This window comes from Flavobacterium sp. 2, from assembly GCF_049949195.1.
Classification (GTDB): domain Bacteria; phylum Bacteroidota; class Bacteroidia; order Flavobacteriales; family Flavobacteriaceae; genus Flavobacterium.
On record NZ_CP188206.1, the window covers coordinates 2794919 to 2810199 of the forward strand.

The window sequence follows — 15281 nt, forward strand, 5'->3', positions numbered from 1 at the left end:
GCAAATTTCATTCTATTTTTTGGTTTTGATTCGGGATACTTTTGTCTCATCATAAATCATTAAATACAATCAAATGGAAACGCTTACTTTAAAACAAAAAACGTTTAATTCCCCAATAACAAAAATCATTCTTGCTTTACTTACTTTTATGGCAGTTGTTATTATTAGTCAACAAATTGCTGTAAAATTACTAGCCTTAACACCGCTTGAAAAAGATTTCCGAAACCTTTTAAAAGGGCTTTTTGTTTCTGCTTTATGCATTTTCAGTTACATTCTTTTCTTTAAAAAATATGACAAGAGAACAATCGAAGAATTTTCTACAAAAGGACTTGCAAAAAATCTTATCATTGGCACTCTCATTGGTTTTACCTTACAATCTCTTACTATTTTAGTAATATACCTAAACGGAAGCTACAGTGTTCTGAACATTAACCCAATTTCATTCATTCTGATTCCTTTTACTATTATGTTTACGGTTGCTATTATTGAAGAAATATTAGTGCGTGGAATTATCTTTAGAATTGTGGAAGAAAAACTGGGAAGTTATATTTCTCTTACCATATCTTCAGTACTGTTTGGCATTTTTCATTTAGCAAATCCTCATGGGACTTTGATTTCGGCAATATGCATAACTATGGCAGGTTTTATGCTTGGAGCCGCCTTTATTTACAGCCGTAATTTATGGTTTCCGATAGCTTTGCATTTTGCTTGGAATTTTACACAATCTGGAATTTATGGTGCGATAACATCTGGAAACGAAAAAACAAATAGTTTATTAAATGCAAAAATACAGGGTCCAGAATTCATTACCGGGGGAGAATTTGGTCCTGAAGGATCTATTCAGGCTATTTTATTCTGTGCAGTAGGAGCAATTGTACTATTAGTTTTAAGCCGAAAAGAAAACAAAATCATTAAGCCTTATTGGAAAAAATAAAAGTTTTTTACCCGCAATTATAATAAAAAACACCCGACAAAATTGTCGAGTGTTTTTTATTTATTTTTCAATATTCAAATTTCACTATTCACTTCTTACTAATCACTTTTCACTAAAAAACTACCTCATCCAATTGCTTCCGAAAACAATATAATACGCCCAATCTTCATTACCTTTTGCAACATCAATTCCCATTCGAAGTTTAAATTTTCGGGCGATTAAATATCTAAAACCTGTTCCGTAACTGTAAACAACAGGTTTCTGAAATGCTTTATCCCAATCATCAAATGCACTTGCAAGACCACCAAATCCCATCAAACTCCATCTTCGATACAAATCCCAACGTAACTCGAGTTCGTTTACAATACTAGTATTTCCCATATATCTGGCTGCCGGAATTCCTCTTAAATTAATTCCCGGTTTAAGATAAAAAGGCGGACTTCCCAACGCCTGCTCCCCTTCAATCCTTAGTCCGCCAATTAATTTATCCGTTATTGGATAATAACCTATTGCAGACAAATTAATACGCCAGAAATTATAATCACTTCCTAGCCCTTTGTCTGACCAGAAAAAATCTGACTGAATTCGTATTCCTTTATCTGGTGTAAATATATTGTCACGCCCGTCAAATTGAAGCGCTGCTCCTAACTGACTTACCGTACTTTTAATATCGCCCGGCTTCACAAACGGAGGCGGAAGATTTAAGTCGGGCAGATTTATTTTTGAATTTAAAAACAAATATTGCGGTCCGGCACTCCATTTTTCATTGTTAAATTGCTTTAGCCATTGTGTATAAAAAACAGTTGATCTAAAATTCAATTTAAATTCCTGATCATTTCCGGGAAGATTATTGGCATAAAAGGACAGATTTATATCTCCATACGCTGCTCCAATACGATATAATATTTTTGGTTTTATTAAAGTTGCAGAACGAAACGCTCCTACCATCCAGCTGTTATTTGCCGTGTACATTCCGAATCCTCCGGTTATATCCGGATTTATAAACCGTTTTTTTCCATCTTCATCGATCACAGGATTTCGTTTTTTAAGAAAAACTGGAGCCAAAGCACCTCCAAATCCTCCTAAAGCCGGTTCAGATATAATGGCTGGAACTACCAGAAAACCATTTGCATAAATTAAAAAATTACTTAAATCGATAGCGCCATCAAGAGAATCTCTATAGCGCATGTTTTTAGGTTCCGATACTGTTGTTGTTTGTGAGGTCATTCCTGTGTAAGACAAGAGAAACAAGACAATAATTAATCTGGTCTTCCAAATACTTGTTCGATCAAAAGGACGCTTTTTTTTCATTGCAGAATATGTTTCTTCCTTGTAAATAGGAAATTGATTATTTAGGTTGTTCTTTTTGAAAACTGAATACATGTGCCAGTGTTAAAAAAAATGTATTTCCCTGAAACCTGTTTACAGCTCCAATTTCAGAAACCCAGCGCAGTCCAGCTGTAGTTTTGCATCCAATATGAAAATAATTCACTTCAGCGCCTAAAGCTCCAACTCTGTCTTTATGTGGTTCCAGAAGCAACGTACCAACCGGTATTTCATCATTTGATACTTTATATTGTAGATAATAGATTAATCCTGCATTCAAAATTCCTGTTGGGGCAGTTTTCTCGGCATTCATCATATAAAAAGTTTTGCCCAAACCTCCTTCGATACTTAAAATGTCACCTGTTTTTATATCGGTATCTTTCTTTTTTCCGTTGATTTCATAAGCGGCCAAAATCGAGAAATGAGTTGTTTTTTTGTCATTAAAAAACAAAGTCGTTCCTCCCGAAAATTCATTCATAAACATTCCTAATCCGCTATTGTTACTTCCTCCCAACTCATATTCCCCTGTAGGAAGATACAATTGATAACTAAAAACAAAATCTGCTCTTTTATGATGCCAGCCTAATTGAATGGGCTGTACGAGCATATCAGTAAAAGCAAAAGAACTTTTTGAATCTACATAACTTCCCTGAATCGCATTTGATGCAAAAGCAATTAAAAGAGTTGCGCCATAATTTGCGCCAAGAATTTTAAAATCGCTCACATAATTTGCACCTATACCAGTTAAAAACATATTAATATTTGGATTTGCAATGGATTTGTCTCCATCGGAATTTCTTAAAGAACCTGCTTCATAAAAATATCCAGGCACATAAACTGTGAGCATATTTTCTGGAGCCTGAGTTCCCGATTGTAGTCCGGAAGATCCAAGAATATGACCTCCTTTAAGCTGTGCATAACCTGATAAATGCATCAATATTATTAACGATAAAACAACTGATTTTTTGATTTGATTATGTCGATTTAATTCCGTTTTCATTGTTCTTGCATTTAAAATTAATGAGACTTGATAATCCTATTTATCAACGACTTACTATCAGTTTGAATATTGTTTTAGATAATATGTATGCGCTTTTCCGGATTCATTCTGACAACTTTAAAATATTCTGAAGGCGATTTTCCGGTATGTTTAAGAAAAGCTCTAAAACAGGTTGTTCTTGATTTGAAACCAGAACCCCAAGCCATTCCTTCCAGAGAAAGATCTTTCCATTCTGGGTCATTAATTTTTTCTTTAAAATATTCTACTCTTTTCAAGTTTACATAATCTTGAAAATGCAGATTAAATTCAGAATTAATTAAATTGGAAAGATGATGTACCGATATTCCGGTTTCATCAGCAATATCTCTTATTACCAAATCCTTTTTCAGAAAAAGTTCTCGTGAAGCAAAAATTTCTTCCAATTGCATCAAATACTGCTGTTTCTTTTCAACTGTAAGATCTTTTACAATTGGCAATGTATTTTTTGATTCGTTTTCTTGTATCACGAGCAGTTTCTCTTCAACGATTTGAAAATCATCATTGACTTCATTTGTATTTATATCATAGAATATTTGTGGCTTAAAATAAAGCCAGCTCACTGTAAAAACAAGTACAAATGAAATCAGTATGTAACAAGACAAATCGACTGTATAAACACTACTAACTAAAAAGTAATGCACAAAAAGTGCCGAAAACAAAAACAAAATCACCAAATTATAAACTCGTATCCAGCTTAAAACTTTTATTCTATTGAAATGATTTTTTTTGAATTTTTCTAAATCATAATTCAAAACCATCATAGTCTGGCAAAATGCATAAAGCAGCCAAATAGACAAACTCAACATTGAAAATGGGCTTTGAATTTTAGGAGAAAATTTTTGTGCCAATGGGAAATCAACCAAATTACCAATCCAAACACAAAATGTTAAACTAAAATAAATCAAAAAAGGCAAGAAATGAAGCCAGTCATATTTTTGAAATATACGATCTGTAAACAATAGATTTCGGACATACAAAAATGCACATGGCGCCACTAAAAACATAAAAGATTTCGTGATCATAAACAGATCAGGGAAAAAATTAAGAACATTTGCCGACAAATAAAAATTATATACACTGACAACAGCAAGGCTAAATAAGAACAGTCCTAAAAAAAAACTCTTGGAGTAATTTCTTTTAGAAAACAGCACCATAAATGATGTCGCAAAGCCGACCATCGTTGCCATAAAAAAGAAAAGAGAAAGTACTATATCCAGCATATATTAGTTTTTTATAATTAATAATTGCTCCTTCTTAAAAAATAAATTTTAAAAGAAAGTTGTGTACCATAACTCATAAAGACTACACTTATCTGTTGCCAGATAAGTATAAGTGTCTTTATAAAATAAATTTAAAAGCTTATTTTTTAGCGAGACCTGGGGGAAAGCCTTCTAGTATTTTTTTAATTGCACCTGCAATAAATTCTTCTGGATTATCTGGTTTACTGTCGATTTGGGCATTACCGATTCCTTGCCAAAGCAGTTTTTGTGTTTTTGAAGAAACAATATCAATAACAAGGGAACCATCAACATAATCATATGAATTGAATGTTGTTGTACCGCCGCCCATCATAGCGCCGCCGCCCCAATATCCGTATGGACGATACATTCCTCCATAACCATAAAAATTAGTATCGGCAGTAACTTGAGTTTTGTTTTTTAGTATAGAAACCGCATTGACTTTTAAATCAGGATTATCAGTTGATTCTACAAATCCTTTAGCGGTCATTTCGGCACGAATTGCTTTTGCAACACGATCTGCATTAAGCTGATTTACCTGGCCTTCTTGGGCTTTTAAGTCATAGACCGTAAAAGTTTTGTATTGGCTGAAATTAGCAGAGTGATCGTAATCTGTGGTAACTTTTACAGTTGGTGAACAACTGTAAAACAATCCCAATAAAATTAACGGAATTAGGCGAAGATTTGTTCTTTTAATATTCATTGTTCTGATATTTAAATTAATAATTAAATTAGTTTAACTCGAATGCTTTATTAAAATCATGTAAAATCTTTGGGGCGTTAATGTAATGTAAAATACCTGTTAAACTAACACAAACAACTATTAAACAACACCTTAACATAGCCTAAAGATATATCATTTTCTTTAATTAACATAGTTTATTGCAAAAAATCTTACTTATTGCATTTAATGATTTTATCTAAAATGTAAGTTTTGATTCTTACAAATCTTTTTTAAATCTGAGCGACTACATGCGTGCGAATTACATTTCTGCCGAAATGGGCAATCTTCCTTCTTTTATGGCTTCGACCATTTTATTATAATCCAATTCATTTTGATGTGCATATGACATTGAAAATTTAGAAATAGCATTCGCAAATTCATTATTATTGCCAATATATCCAGACAAAAGCGACGGATCACCAGATCGTGCATGTGCTCTTGCGAGTGCCCATCCACAGGCTTTGGCATAATCTGTCATATTTTCAGATTTCATTATTTCTATAACTGGTTTTATCTTGGCATCACGAAGCTGACGGATATAAAAATATTTGCCTTTATCATCATTTGTCCATCCTAAAAACATATCTGGCGCTGATTGCATTAATTTTTGTCCCATTACAATTCGTTCTCCCTGATGAGGATATTTCCCTTTATTTTTTACGTTTGCTTCTAATACGCTTTTTCTGGCTTCTTTAAACTGCAAAAAAATTGGCTCTCCGGTAGCCGACATTAATAAACTTATGCCACATAGTGTTCCAACACTTCCTACGCCTACTACTTTTATTGCAAAGTCATGCATGGTATATCTGCTCAACAAAACTTGTTTATCTTCTGGAAGTGATTCTATATATCGTTTATGAGCCTGTTTAGCTTCTCTTAACGTATAACTTTCTTCATCTCCTGAAGGATGATAAATCAATGGAGGATCATCTTTTATTCTGGCCCGAACTCCATCTAAATAAGTCATTTTTGCAAATTCTTTTTCGTGAGCAATAGATTCGACGGCTTTTTTTATTCGTTTCTGCTGAAATTCTTTTAATTCTTCATCTTTTCCCAAATCAATAAGCTCTGCCAGATCAATATCAGCATACCAAATTTGAAGTGCCGATAATTTACTGTAATCGAGCATATGTCGTTTATAGCTGTCTGCTACATGCCAGGCAAACGCTTTGCAGTCTTTAACAGAAAATTTTCGCCACTTTCCTGCAATTGCAAAACTTGTTGCGAGCCTTTTTAAATCCCATTCCCATGGGCCGGGAAATGTTTCATCAAAATCGTTAATGTCAAAAACCAATTTACGTTCAGGAGTTGCAAAACCGCCAAAATTCATTAAATGACAATCTCCGCAAAGCTGCAGTTGTATTCCTGTGTTTGGTGTATTTGCTAAATCTGCAGCCATAATTGCGGCAGCACCTCGATAAAAAGCAAAAGGCGATTCAATCATTCTTCGATATCGGATAGGCAATAAACGTTCAAGCCTTCCTATACTTGTCTGAATCAAAATATCTACAGGATCTTTACGATCTTCCGGTGGTGTCCATTCCTGATGAGAAGAACGAGACACATCTTTCCTTATCGCTGCACCATTATCATAGCGTTCTGCTTTTGATGCTAATCGATCAAAAAAACTTTCGGCACTATCTGTTGCTTTTTCTGTCATGCAGATGATTTATCTAAACTCAATTCTAATTTTTTCTTTTGAAGTTTCAGCTTGTTGAAAGAAACTTAGAAATATTATTAACCAGGAAATATAAATGCTACCACAGCTCTTAATCCCCAATCTGGTCTTATGCTTGAATGGCCCACAATTGGTATTAAAGGCATAACAGCAAATTGCATAGTCTGACCGCCTAATTTTGTAATCGCACCAACATTTGGGCTAACTGTAATCAGGGTTGTATTTCCTTGCCAGTTTTGCGTAATTTCTGAAGTAATACCTAAACTTGCGCCACTTTTATAACTATGTGTCAGAAATAATTGTGTGTAAAACTGATTAAAATCTGCTCTGTCAGCATTTCCTGCTACGGACCAAATTTGATTGGCTAAAAAACCTATCGAAAGTCCTTTTCCCTGATGCATTACCAAAACGCTCGGTCCAATTCCGAATTTTTCTGTTCCTAAAAATTTTTCTGTAGCTGTTGGTACTAAAAAAGCAGGACCGACACCCAAAATAATTCCTTTAGTTTTAGGAGCAAAAAAAGCCGTTACTGTTGCATCGCTTAAACCAAATTCATGGTTGTTTTCTCCTGTAATATCTTGTTGATCTACAACCGGAAGAATATAACGCGTTATTAAATTTAGATTCTCACTTAATTTAAATGGAATTACAGGTTGTATGTTGATCTGATATTTTACTCCATTATAAGGACCAATTCCATAAGTAATATTATTTTGCAGCGGAACGCTAATTAAGCTTGCAACCGGATTTGCCATTTTATCGGCAAGTTCTTGTGCGCTTGCTCCAGCTTTTTCTTCTTGCGCGAATGCTGAAAAATTTAAAAGAATTAAAAACATACTGAACAAAAATTTTGCAGTGGCATATATTCTAAATCGGTTCATAATAATTCTTTTTAAGATTTATAACAATTTTCGACTTATGATGGAACTCATCATTATTTATCTGCGAAAACCTTTTTCCAATCGTCTTTAATACTCACAATATGATATTTGTATTTTGCAGCAGTATTTAATGAAAGATTATCTTTTTCCTGATAATTGTATTCTCTAATCGAATCGTTATGATTTACAATTAATTGAAACGAAGGATATTTGCTTCCTGAAGAATATCGTAACATGGCAAGATCTCCAGCTCCGCCTTCATTTCCGCAGGCAAAAACTGGTCGTTGTCCAATGTGCAATTGTATACCGACAGGTTTTCCTTCTTTATCATTAAAATGATCTAAAGCAGGTTCTCTTAAAACTGCATTTTTAGCATCATCAAATTTATATTTGAAAGAAGTTCCAACAACCTGATCTTTTGGAATCCCATAATAATCCTGCGATATTGCTCTAACAACTTCAACTGTTCCACCAGTTACAATAAAAGTTTTGAATCCGTTTGCACGGAGATAATTCAGTAACTCCAATTGTGGCTGATATCTAATTTGTTTTATCGGAACATTTTTACCCGGATATTGGGCTCCAGAAAAGAACTCTTTTGTTGAAGCTTCAAATTCATCTTCGGTCATTCCTGTATGCGTTGCGGCAACCAATTCTATAAGTGCTTTATCTCCGCCTTTTTCAAAATAAGTCTTGTCTTTTTCTACAACGGCTTTAAAAGGCTGTTTTTGTGCCAAAGCTGGATTAGCTTCAACCATTTTTTTAACTCTGTAAAAAGCAAATAATTCCTGAACATAAGGCTTTTCAGCCCAAAGTGTTCCGTCATTATCAAAGGTTGCGATTCTGTTTTCTACCGGAATAAAATCCGGGCTTCCCTCTTTGGTTACTTTTTCAACGTAAGCAATAATATCTTTTTTTAAAGCTCCGTCATTCCAGCTTAGCAAAGGATCACTGCTGGTTACAGCAGTTGCTGTGCTATCTTTTGGATTAACAGCTGTACTTTCTTCTGATTTTTTACATGAAACAAATAAAAAAAGAAGCGCAGGTATTAGTACTATTTTTTTATACATAACAAAAATATTAAGTGAAAGAAAACAGGACATAAAAGCCCTGTTTCTTTTAATTATCTATACTTTATTTTTTCTTTTTTGAAGTGTCTTCTGCGTCTTCTTTTAATTTAGGCATTACATTTTTTTCTATATATTGTTTTGCCTTGATATCTTTCATTGCTTCTTCCATGATAGTATAAGCAGAGAAACTTGGTGGAATTGATCTTGGTGGATATTCTTTAAATGTTTCTGCAAATACCACTACATCTTGTATTGCACCGTACATTGACCCAACATGATTTAACTGCCAGTCCCAGAAAGTATTTGAGGTTATATCTGCTCTTTCAAAAGGATCCTGAAACAGATTGAATGTTTTTTGAAGACGCAGTTTTGTAAAAGGTTCTGCCCAAACACCAAGTGTACCTTCTAAACGCTGTTCAGCAAAAACGTATTTGTAATCTCCTTCTCTTAAAGCAACTAAAAGACCATCATCATCTGTATAGAAGAATTTATCTCTCGCACTTTTTTGTGTTTTGCCTTCTAAAAATTTACTTTGATCAAAACCGTCTAAATGGACTTTGTATGATTTTCCGTTTGCAGTGTAACCTTTTAAAAGTTTGTTAGTTAAATCTGGCTCACCAGCAATTGAAGCCAAAGTTGGCATCCAGTCATTATGGCTCATTAATTCAGTAGTTACAGTTCCTGGTTTAATATGTCCTGGCCAACGCACAATACAAGGTACACGAAAAGCTCCTTCCCAGTTTGTGTTTTTTTCTGAACGGTAAGGTGTCATTGCACCATCAGGCCAGGTATTCATGTGAGGACCATTATCTGTAGAATACACCACAATTGTATTATCAGCAATTCCTAAATCGTCTAATGCTTTTAAGATACTTCCGATAGTTTCGTCATGTTCAATCATACCATCAATATATTCACTGTCTCCGTGTGTGTATCTTCCTCTGTGTTCTGCTCTAACGTGTGTACGAAGGTGCATACGTGTTGCGTTGAACCAACAGAAAAATGGTTTTCCAGCAGCGTTTTGTCTTTTAATAAAATCAATAGCTGCTGCTGATGTTTCATCATCAACTGTTTCCATTCTTTTTTTAGTAAGCGCTCCGGTATCTTCGATTTTTTGTTTTCCAACTCTTCCAAAACGAGGATCAGTTGTTGCGTCATCAACATTTGTTGCCGTACATTTTAAAACGCCTCTTGGTCCAAATTTTTTCAAATATTCGGGATCTTTAGGATAATCTGGCAATTCTGGTTCTTCTTCTGCATTTAAGTGATACAGATTTCCGAAGAATTCGTCAAAACCATTCACAGTTGGCAAACTTTCGTTTCGGTCTCCAACGTGGTTTTTACCAAATTGTCCTGTTGCATAACCCAAGTTTTTCATTATTCCACCAATAGAAGGATCTAACTGACTCATACCCATTGGCGCTCCCGGAAAACCAACTTTTGTAAGTCCGGTTCTAAGACCGTGTTGTCCTGTTAAAAAAGCAGCACGCCCTGCAGTACAGCTTTGTTCTCCATAATAATGAAGAAAACGTAATCCTTCATTTGCTAAACGGTCAATGTTGGGTGTTGTATAACCCATAACTCCATCACTATAAGCACTAATATTAGTAGTTCCAATATCATCACCCCAAAGTATCAAAATATTAGGCTTTTTGTTTTGGGCCGAAAGTGACAGGCTTGAACATATTAATGCAAATATTATCATCGCATTATTAAATCTGCAGTAAAACTTAATTTGTTTCATGGTAATAAAATTTGTTAATAATTAGTGTTATAAAGAGATGTGCTTATAAAAGCAAAAATGTCAGGGCTTTTTCTTTAAATAAAAATTATTCTGAAAAATTGCTGTTTCATAATTTTATTGACAGTAAAAACTGATCAAAATGAAATCAAGAATTTTCTTAATTTTTTTTTAAGAACTCAAAATTAGCTAATAAAAAACCTGACTACAGTATTTTTGAGCCACGACGTGGTTTCATTTTATAAAATGAAACGTTAAAAAAGTAACTTTTCAACGAATTGTTAAAGCATTTTGCAAAATCTATTAAACAAAAGAGGCGATTTTGATTATCTTAAATTATTACTCTTAAAGAAGAAATTTTTGTTCCGATTCTACAACTTGAATTAAGTTTTCAAAAAAGGGCAAAAAAAAAGCCATTCTTTCGAATGGCTTTTAGTATATCTTTAAAAAGAAAACTATTCTATTTCAGAAACTCTCATGGTATTTACCATTCCTTTATCTTTAATCGGCATAGCTGCTAGGTTAATTAAATAATCACCTTTAGTCGCATATCCTTTTTCAACTGCAATTTTATTTACATCTGTTACAGTATCATCTGTACTTTCTTCATTATCATAGAAGAAAGATTTAACTCCCCATAATAAATTCAATTGTGTTAAAATTCTTCTGTTTGAAGTAAACACTAAAATATGAGCAGAAGATGGTCTCCAAGCTGAAATCTGGAAAGCAGTATAACCGCTGTTTGTTAACGTACAAATTGCTTTTGCATTGATTTCATTAGCTAATAAAGCCGCTTGGTGGCAAACTGTTTTAGTAACAAAACGTTTTGTTTTGATTTGTGGAGTATTTTGAGGCACTTGAATAAGTGGAGAATCTTCCACAGCTTCACATATTTGCGCCATTCTTTGAATTACTTGTACAGGGTAATTTCCTGTTGCAGTTTCTCCAGACAACATTACTGCATCTGCACCGTCCATTACTGAATTTGCAACGTCGTTTACTTCAGCTCTTGTTGGAGTTAAACTTGTAATCATTGTTTCCATCATTTGTGTAGCAACGATAACAGGAATTCTAGCCGTTTTAGCTCTACGGATCAAATCTTTTTGTACCAATGGAACTTCGTGAGCAGGAAGCTCAACACCTAGATCTCCACGAGCAACCATTAATCCATCACAATATGCTACAATTTTGTCCATGTTCTCAAGAGCTTCTGGCATTTCAATTTTAGCAATAATTGGAATTTTAACTTCTGAATGCTTAGCGATAAGTTCTTGTAAATCTTGTAAATCGCGAGGAGTTTTCACAAATGAAAGTGCGATCCAATCTACTTTTTGCTCAATTGCAAAAATCGCATCTGCAATATCTTTTTCAGTTAAAGCTGGCAAAGAGATTTTTGTGTTTGGAAGATTAACTCCTTTTTTAGATTTTAATTCTCCACCCTGAATAACTTTTGCAACAACTTCTGTCTTTTTATCTGTAGAAACGATTTCAAAAATAAGTTTACCATCGTCAAGCAAAATACGCTCTCCAACATTTACATCATTTGGGAAATTTTGATATTTCATAAATGCTTTTTTCGCATTTCCGATAATATCTTCTGCTGTTGTGAAAGTAATTTCATCACCATCATGTACAACAGTTCCTTCTTCCATTACACCAACTCTAAGTTTTGGTCCTTGCAAATCTCCTAAAATTGCTGTAGTGTAACCAAACTCTTCATTTAGACCTCTAATGATATCGATTTTTTCTTTTACTCCTTCGTAATCTGCATGCGAAAAATTGATTCTAAACACATTAACCCCTGCCTCGATCATATCCTTGATAATCTCTCTTGTACTACATGCGGGACCAAGTGTAGCAACAATTTTGGTTTTCTTGTTTGTTAACATTTTTTTTAAAAAATTAGATTGTTTTTTGATTTTATTTTATTTGTATCGACGGCATAAATAGCCGCAACACTCTCTATGGTATTTAATTGTTGTTGAATTTCTGAAAAATTTAGAGCTTCCTCGCTATTCTCTATTTTCAGGAAAAAATCTACTTTTTTGAATTCAGGAAGTAAATGAATTGTTGTTGAAACCTCACTTGTTTCATTAGAAAACAAATTCTGGAAATCATTTGTACTCACTGAAATGATTTCATTTTTATTCTGAATTAAATTCCATGAAACTGCTTTTTCGGAATCATAATAATAAAACCTAGAAAAATTTGCCTCTCCTTCTTTAGTCTGAGCATGGATCTCGTTTTTGCTCTTACTTAAGTTTATCGGAAGGATCTTATTGATAAAATAGGCCAGTCTATAATCTTCTAATGAAGTATGAATTGCCATTAAATAATAATCAATTTCGTCAAATTCGTCTAAATCCAATCTATGAATAGCCATGTCATGAAAAATCAAGTTGTAAATATACTATTTCTAACGGAGCATCAATAGTTATGACGTGGTTGTTTTTGTTAATTTATAAACGAAAACGTTATAGCTTTAAGATAGTTACAGCATTTTTGTAGCTATTTCTTGTCTATTTTCTCCTGAAATGCAAAATAAGCCCTTTGTGATGCTTTTTCTTCTGCCTTCTTTTTTGAAGTTGCTCGCGCTCTTGCGATTACTTTATTATCTATGCTCAATTTTACGCCAAATAAGCGCTGACCGTCAATACCGTTATCCTCAAAAATGTCATAATGAAAGATTCTCTTTTCTTTCTGACACCATTCGATAACTAAACTTTTGTAACTAATAACTTTTCCTTCAAGTCGGGCGATATCAACATAAGGCGTAATTACTCTCTTTTGAATAAAACGCTCGCAGAAAGGATAGCCTTTATCCAAATAAATTGCTCCAACTAAAGATTCAAAAATGTTGCCGTGTATGTTCTCGCCAAAATGTTGAATTGGCACTTTGCTCTCCACAAAGCGAACCAGATTTAAATCTTTACCCAATTCATTCAAATGCTCACGACTTACAATTTTTGATCGCATTTTAGTCAAATAACCTTCGTCTCCGTTTGGTGCTTTATTAAACAAATGTGCAGCAATTACAGCACTTAACATCGCATCGCCTAAAAATTCCAACCTTTCATAATTGATTGGTTGTCCATTTTCATCTAACTTATTTGATGACCTATGTGTAAAGGCTTTCCTGTAAAATTCTACATTGACAGGCGGAAAACCAAGAATTTTCTGAATAGTGTCAAAAAAAATCCCGTCTTCTAGAGAACGGGATTTAGAAAATATTTTTTTGATAATATTCATATACGAAAATTAGTCAACCAATTTTTTAAACAATACACAAGCATTGTGTCCACCAAAACCAAAAGTATTACTCATGGCAACATTAACCTCTCTTTTTTGAGGTTTGTTTAAGGTAAGATTTAATGAAGGATCAATTTTTTCATCCACAACACTATGATTAATCGTTGGAGGAACAATTCCGTGCTGCATAGCCAAAATAGAAGCAATTGCCTCAATAGCTCCAGCCGCACCAAGTAAATGTCCTGTCATTGATTTTGTTGAATTGATATTGATATTTTTTGCATGGCTGCCAAAAACAGCACTGATTGCTTTTAATTCAGCAACATCTCCAAGTGGTGTAGAAGTACCATGAGTATTGATATGATCAACATCTTCAGGTTTCATTCCTGCATCTCTCAAAGTGTTTTCCATTACAGCAATAACTCCAATTCCTTCCGGATGTGGTGCAGTTAAATGGTAAGCATCAGATGACATTCCTCCACCACCAACTTCGCAATAAATTTTTGCACCTCTAGCTTTTGCATGTTCGTAATCTTCAAGAACTAAAGCTCCTGCTCCTTCTCCTAAAACGAAACCATCTCTGGTTGCATCAAAAGGTCTAGAAGCTGTCTCTGGACTTTCATTTCTTGTTGATAAAGCGTGCATTGAACTAAAACCTCCCATACCAGCAATTGTAACTGCAGCTTCAGATCCGCCTGATACAATAACGTCGCACATTCCTAAACGAATGTAATTGAAAGCATCAATTAATGCATTTGCAGAAGATGCACATGCAGAAACTGTTGTATAGTTTGGTCCCATATAACCATTACGCATAGAAATATGTGCAGGAGCAATATCAGCGATCATTTTTGGGATAAAAAACGGATTGAACTTTGGAGTTCCATCGCCTTTCGCATAATACATTACTTCTTCTTGAAAAGTCTCTAAACCTCCAATACCTGCTCCCCAGATAACACCAACTCTTTGTTTGTTTACATTATCATTAGTAATTCCAGCATCTTTGATAGCTTCATCACTGGCAGCAATTGCGTATTGAGCAAATTTATCTAGTCTACGAGATTCCTTGCGATCCATGTAATCTTCAATATTGAAGTTTTTTACTTCGCAGGCAAATTTCGTTTTATGCTTCTCTGTATCATAGTATGTGATAGGAGCGGCTCCGCTTACTCCATTCACAAGTGCATTCCAATAATCCTGGATATTATTCCCGATAGGGGTAAGTGCACCTAATCCTGTTACAACAACTCGCCTTAATGCCATAAATATGTATTTTGTACTTTAAACAAATAAAACCCACGCTTTCTTAACAGTAATGTTACTTAAGAGCCATGGGCATTACAATATAAATATATCTTTTTGATTGAAAATCAATCGAAATTTAAATTTTAAAAAAAATAA

Annotated in this window: 13 protein-coding genes; 1 reads left to right on the top strand and 12 read right to left on the bottom strand. The window is 34.1% G+C overall.

Translation table 11 applies throughout. The features are described 5' to 3' along the window. Positions 1–73 precede the first annotated feature (73 nt). Entirely contained in the window at positions 74–934 is an 861-nt protein-coding gene (locus ACNFIH_RS11980) for a CPBP family intramembrane glutamic endopeptidase (protein ID WP_426483328.1), read from the top strand. Positions 935–1054: 120 nt separating this feature from the next. Here the strand turns inward: ACNFIH_RS11980 and ACNFIH_RS11985 are convergent, their stop codons facing one another. The 12 genes from ACNFIH_RS11985 to fabF form a co-directional block, all read right to left on the bottom strand. Next, entirely contained in the window at positions 1055–2245 is a 1191-nt protein-coding gene (locus ACNFIH_RS11985; RefSeq protein WP_426483329.1) for a BamA/TamA family outer membrane protein, read from the bottom strand. A gap of 37 nt (positions 2246–2282) precedes the next feature. Beyond that, positions 2283–3260, bottom strand: a complete 978-nt coding sequence (locus ACNFIH_RS11990; protein WP_426483330.1) for a SphA family protein — start codon at positions 3258–3260, stop codon at positions 2283–2285. Positions 3261–3334: 74 nt separating this feature from the next. After that, a complete protein-coding gene (locus ACNFIH_RS11995) occupies positions 3335–4321 on the bottom strand; it encodes a helix-turn-helix domain-containing protein (protein WP_426483331.1) in 987 nt (328 codons plus the stop codon). A 337-nt stretch (positions 4322–4658) separates the two neighbouring features. Then, the gene (locus ACNFIH_RS12000) at positions 4659–5240 is read right to left on the bottom strand and encodes a DUF4136 domain-containing protein (RefSeq protein ID WP_035646391.1); all 582 of its coding nucleotides are present in this window, start codon (positions 5238–5240) and stop codon (positions 4659–4661) included. Between the two features lie 280 nt (positions 5241–5520). After that, positions 5521–6921: a DUF2252 domain-containing protein gene (locus ACNFIH_RS12005; RefSeq protein WP_426483332.1), complete on the bottom strand. Its 1401-nt coding sequence runs from the start codon at positions 6919–6921 to the stop codon at positions 5521–5523. 77 nt (positions 6922–6998) lie between these two features. Continuing rightward, positions 6999–7820 (bottom strand): hypothetical protein, encoded by an 822-nt coding sequence (locus ACNFIH_RS12010; protein ID WP_426483333.1) that lies wholly within the window; start codon positions 7818–7820, stop codon positions 6999–7001. Positions 7821–7873: 53 nt separating this feature from the next. Then, positions 7874–8890 carry an HAD family hydrolase gene (locus tag ACNFIH_RS12015; RefSeq protein WP_426483334.1) on the bottom strand — a complete coding sequence of 339 codons (1017 nt, stop codon included), beginning with the start codon at positions 8888–8890 and terminating at the stop codon, positions 7874–7876. A 64-nt stretch (positions 8891–8954) separates the two neighbouring features. Beyond that, complete coding sequence (locus ACNFIH_RS12020) at positions 8955–10634, bottom strand: arylsulfatase (RefSeq protein ID WP_426483335.1); 1680 nt, start codon at positions 10632–10634, stop codon at positions 8955–8957. Between the two features lie 452 nt (positions 10635–11086). Then, complete coding sequence (gene pyk, locus ACNFIH_RS12025; RefSeq protein WP_426483336.1) at positions 11087–12520, bottom strand: pyruvate kinase; 1434 nt, start codon at positions 12518–12520, stop codon at positions 11087–11089. A 5-nt stretch (positions 12521–12525) separates the two neighbouring features. After that, the gene (locus ACNFIH_RS12030; RefSeq protein ID WP_142449981.1) at positions 12526–13014 is read right to left on the bottom strand and encodes an IPExxxVDY family protein; all 489 of its coding nucleotides are present in this window, start codon (positions 13012–13014) and stop codon (positions 12526–12528) included. Between the two features lie 125 nt (positions 13015–13139). After that, entirely contained in the window at positions 13140–13880 is a 741-nt protein-coding gene (gene rnc / locus ACNFIH_RS12035) for a ribonuclease III (protein WP_035646411.1), read from the bottom strand. A 9-nt stretch (positions 13881–13889) separates the two neighbouring features. After that, on the bottom strand, positions 13890–15143 hold the full coding sequence (gene fabF / locus ACNFIH_RS12040) for a beta-ketoacyl-ACP synthase II (RefSeq protein ID WP_426483337.1): 1254 nt from the start codon (positions 15141–15143) through the stop codon (positions 13890–13892). Between the last annotated feature and the right edge of the window lie 138 nt (positions 15144–15281).

What these genes read in the sequence shown, in the direction of transcription:
- ACNFIH_RS11980 (WP_426483328.1), top strand. Translation starts at nt 74, where the DNA reads ATGGAAACGCTTACTTTAAAACAAAAAACGTTTAATTCCCCAATAACA.
- ACNFIH_RS11985 (WP_426483329.1), bottom strand. Translation starts at nt 2,245, where the DNA reads ATGAAAAAAAAGCGTCCTTTTGATCGAACAAGTATTTGGAAGACCAGA.
- ACNFIH_RS11990 (WP_426483330.1), bottom strand. Translation starts at nt 3,260, where the DNA reads ATGAAAACGGAATTAAATCGACATAATCAAATCAAAAAATCAGTTGTT.
- ACNFIH_RS11995 (WP_426483331.1), bottom strand. Translation starts at nt 4,321, where the DNA reads ATGATCACGAAATCTTTTATGTTTTTAGTGGCGCCATGTGCATTTTTG.
- ACNFIH_RS12000 (WP_035646391.1), bottom strand. Translation starts at nt 5,240, where the DNA reads ATGAATATTAAAAGAACAAATCTTCGCCTAATTCCGTTAATTTTATTG.
- ACNFIH_RS12005 (WP_426483332.1), bottom strand. Translation starts at nt 6,921, where the DNA reads ATGACAGAAAAAGCAACAGATAGTGCCGAAAGTTTTTTTGATCGATTA.
- ACNFIH_RS12010 (WP_426483333.1), bottom strand. Translation starts at nt 7,820, where the DNA reads ATGAACCGATTTAGAATATATGCCACTGCAAAATTTTTGTTCAGTATG.
- ACNFIH_RS12015 (WP_426483334.1), bottom strand. Translation starts at nt 8,890, where the DNA reads ATGTATAAAAAAATAGTACTAATACCTGCGCTTCTTTTTTTATTTGTT.
- ACNFIH_RS12020 (WP_426483335.1), bottom strand. Translation starts at nt 10,634, where the DNA reads ATGAAACAAATTAAGTTTTACTGCAGATTTAATAATGCGATGATAATA.
- pyk (WP_426483336.1), bottom strand. Translation starts at nt 12,520, where the DNA reads ATGTTAACAAACAAGAAAACCAAAATTGTTGCTACACTTGGTCCCGCA.
- ACNFIH_RS12030 (WP_142449981.1), bottom strand. Translation starts at nt 13,014, where the DNA reads ATGGCTATTCATAGATTGGATTTAGACGAATTTGACGAAATTGATTAT.
- rnc (WP_035646411.1), bottom strand. Translation starts at nt 13,880, where the DNA reads ATGAATATTATCAAAAAAATATTTTCTAAATCCCGTTCTCTAGAAGAC.
- fabF (WP_426483337.1), bottom strand. Translation starts at nt 15,143, where the DNA reads ATGGCATTAAGGCGAGTTGTTGTAACAGGATTAGGTGCACTTACCCCT.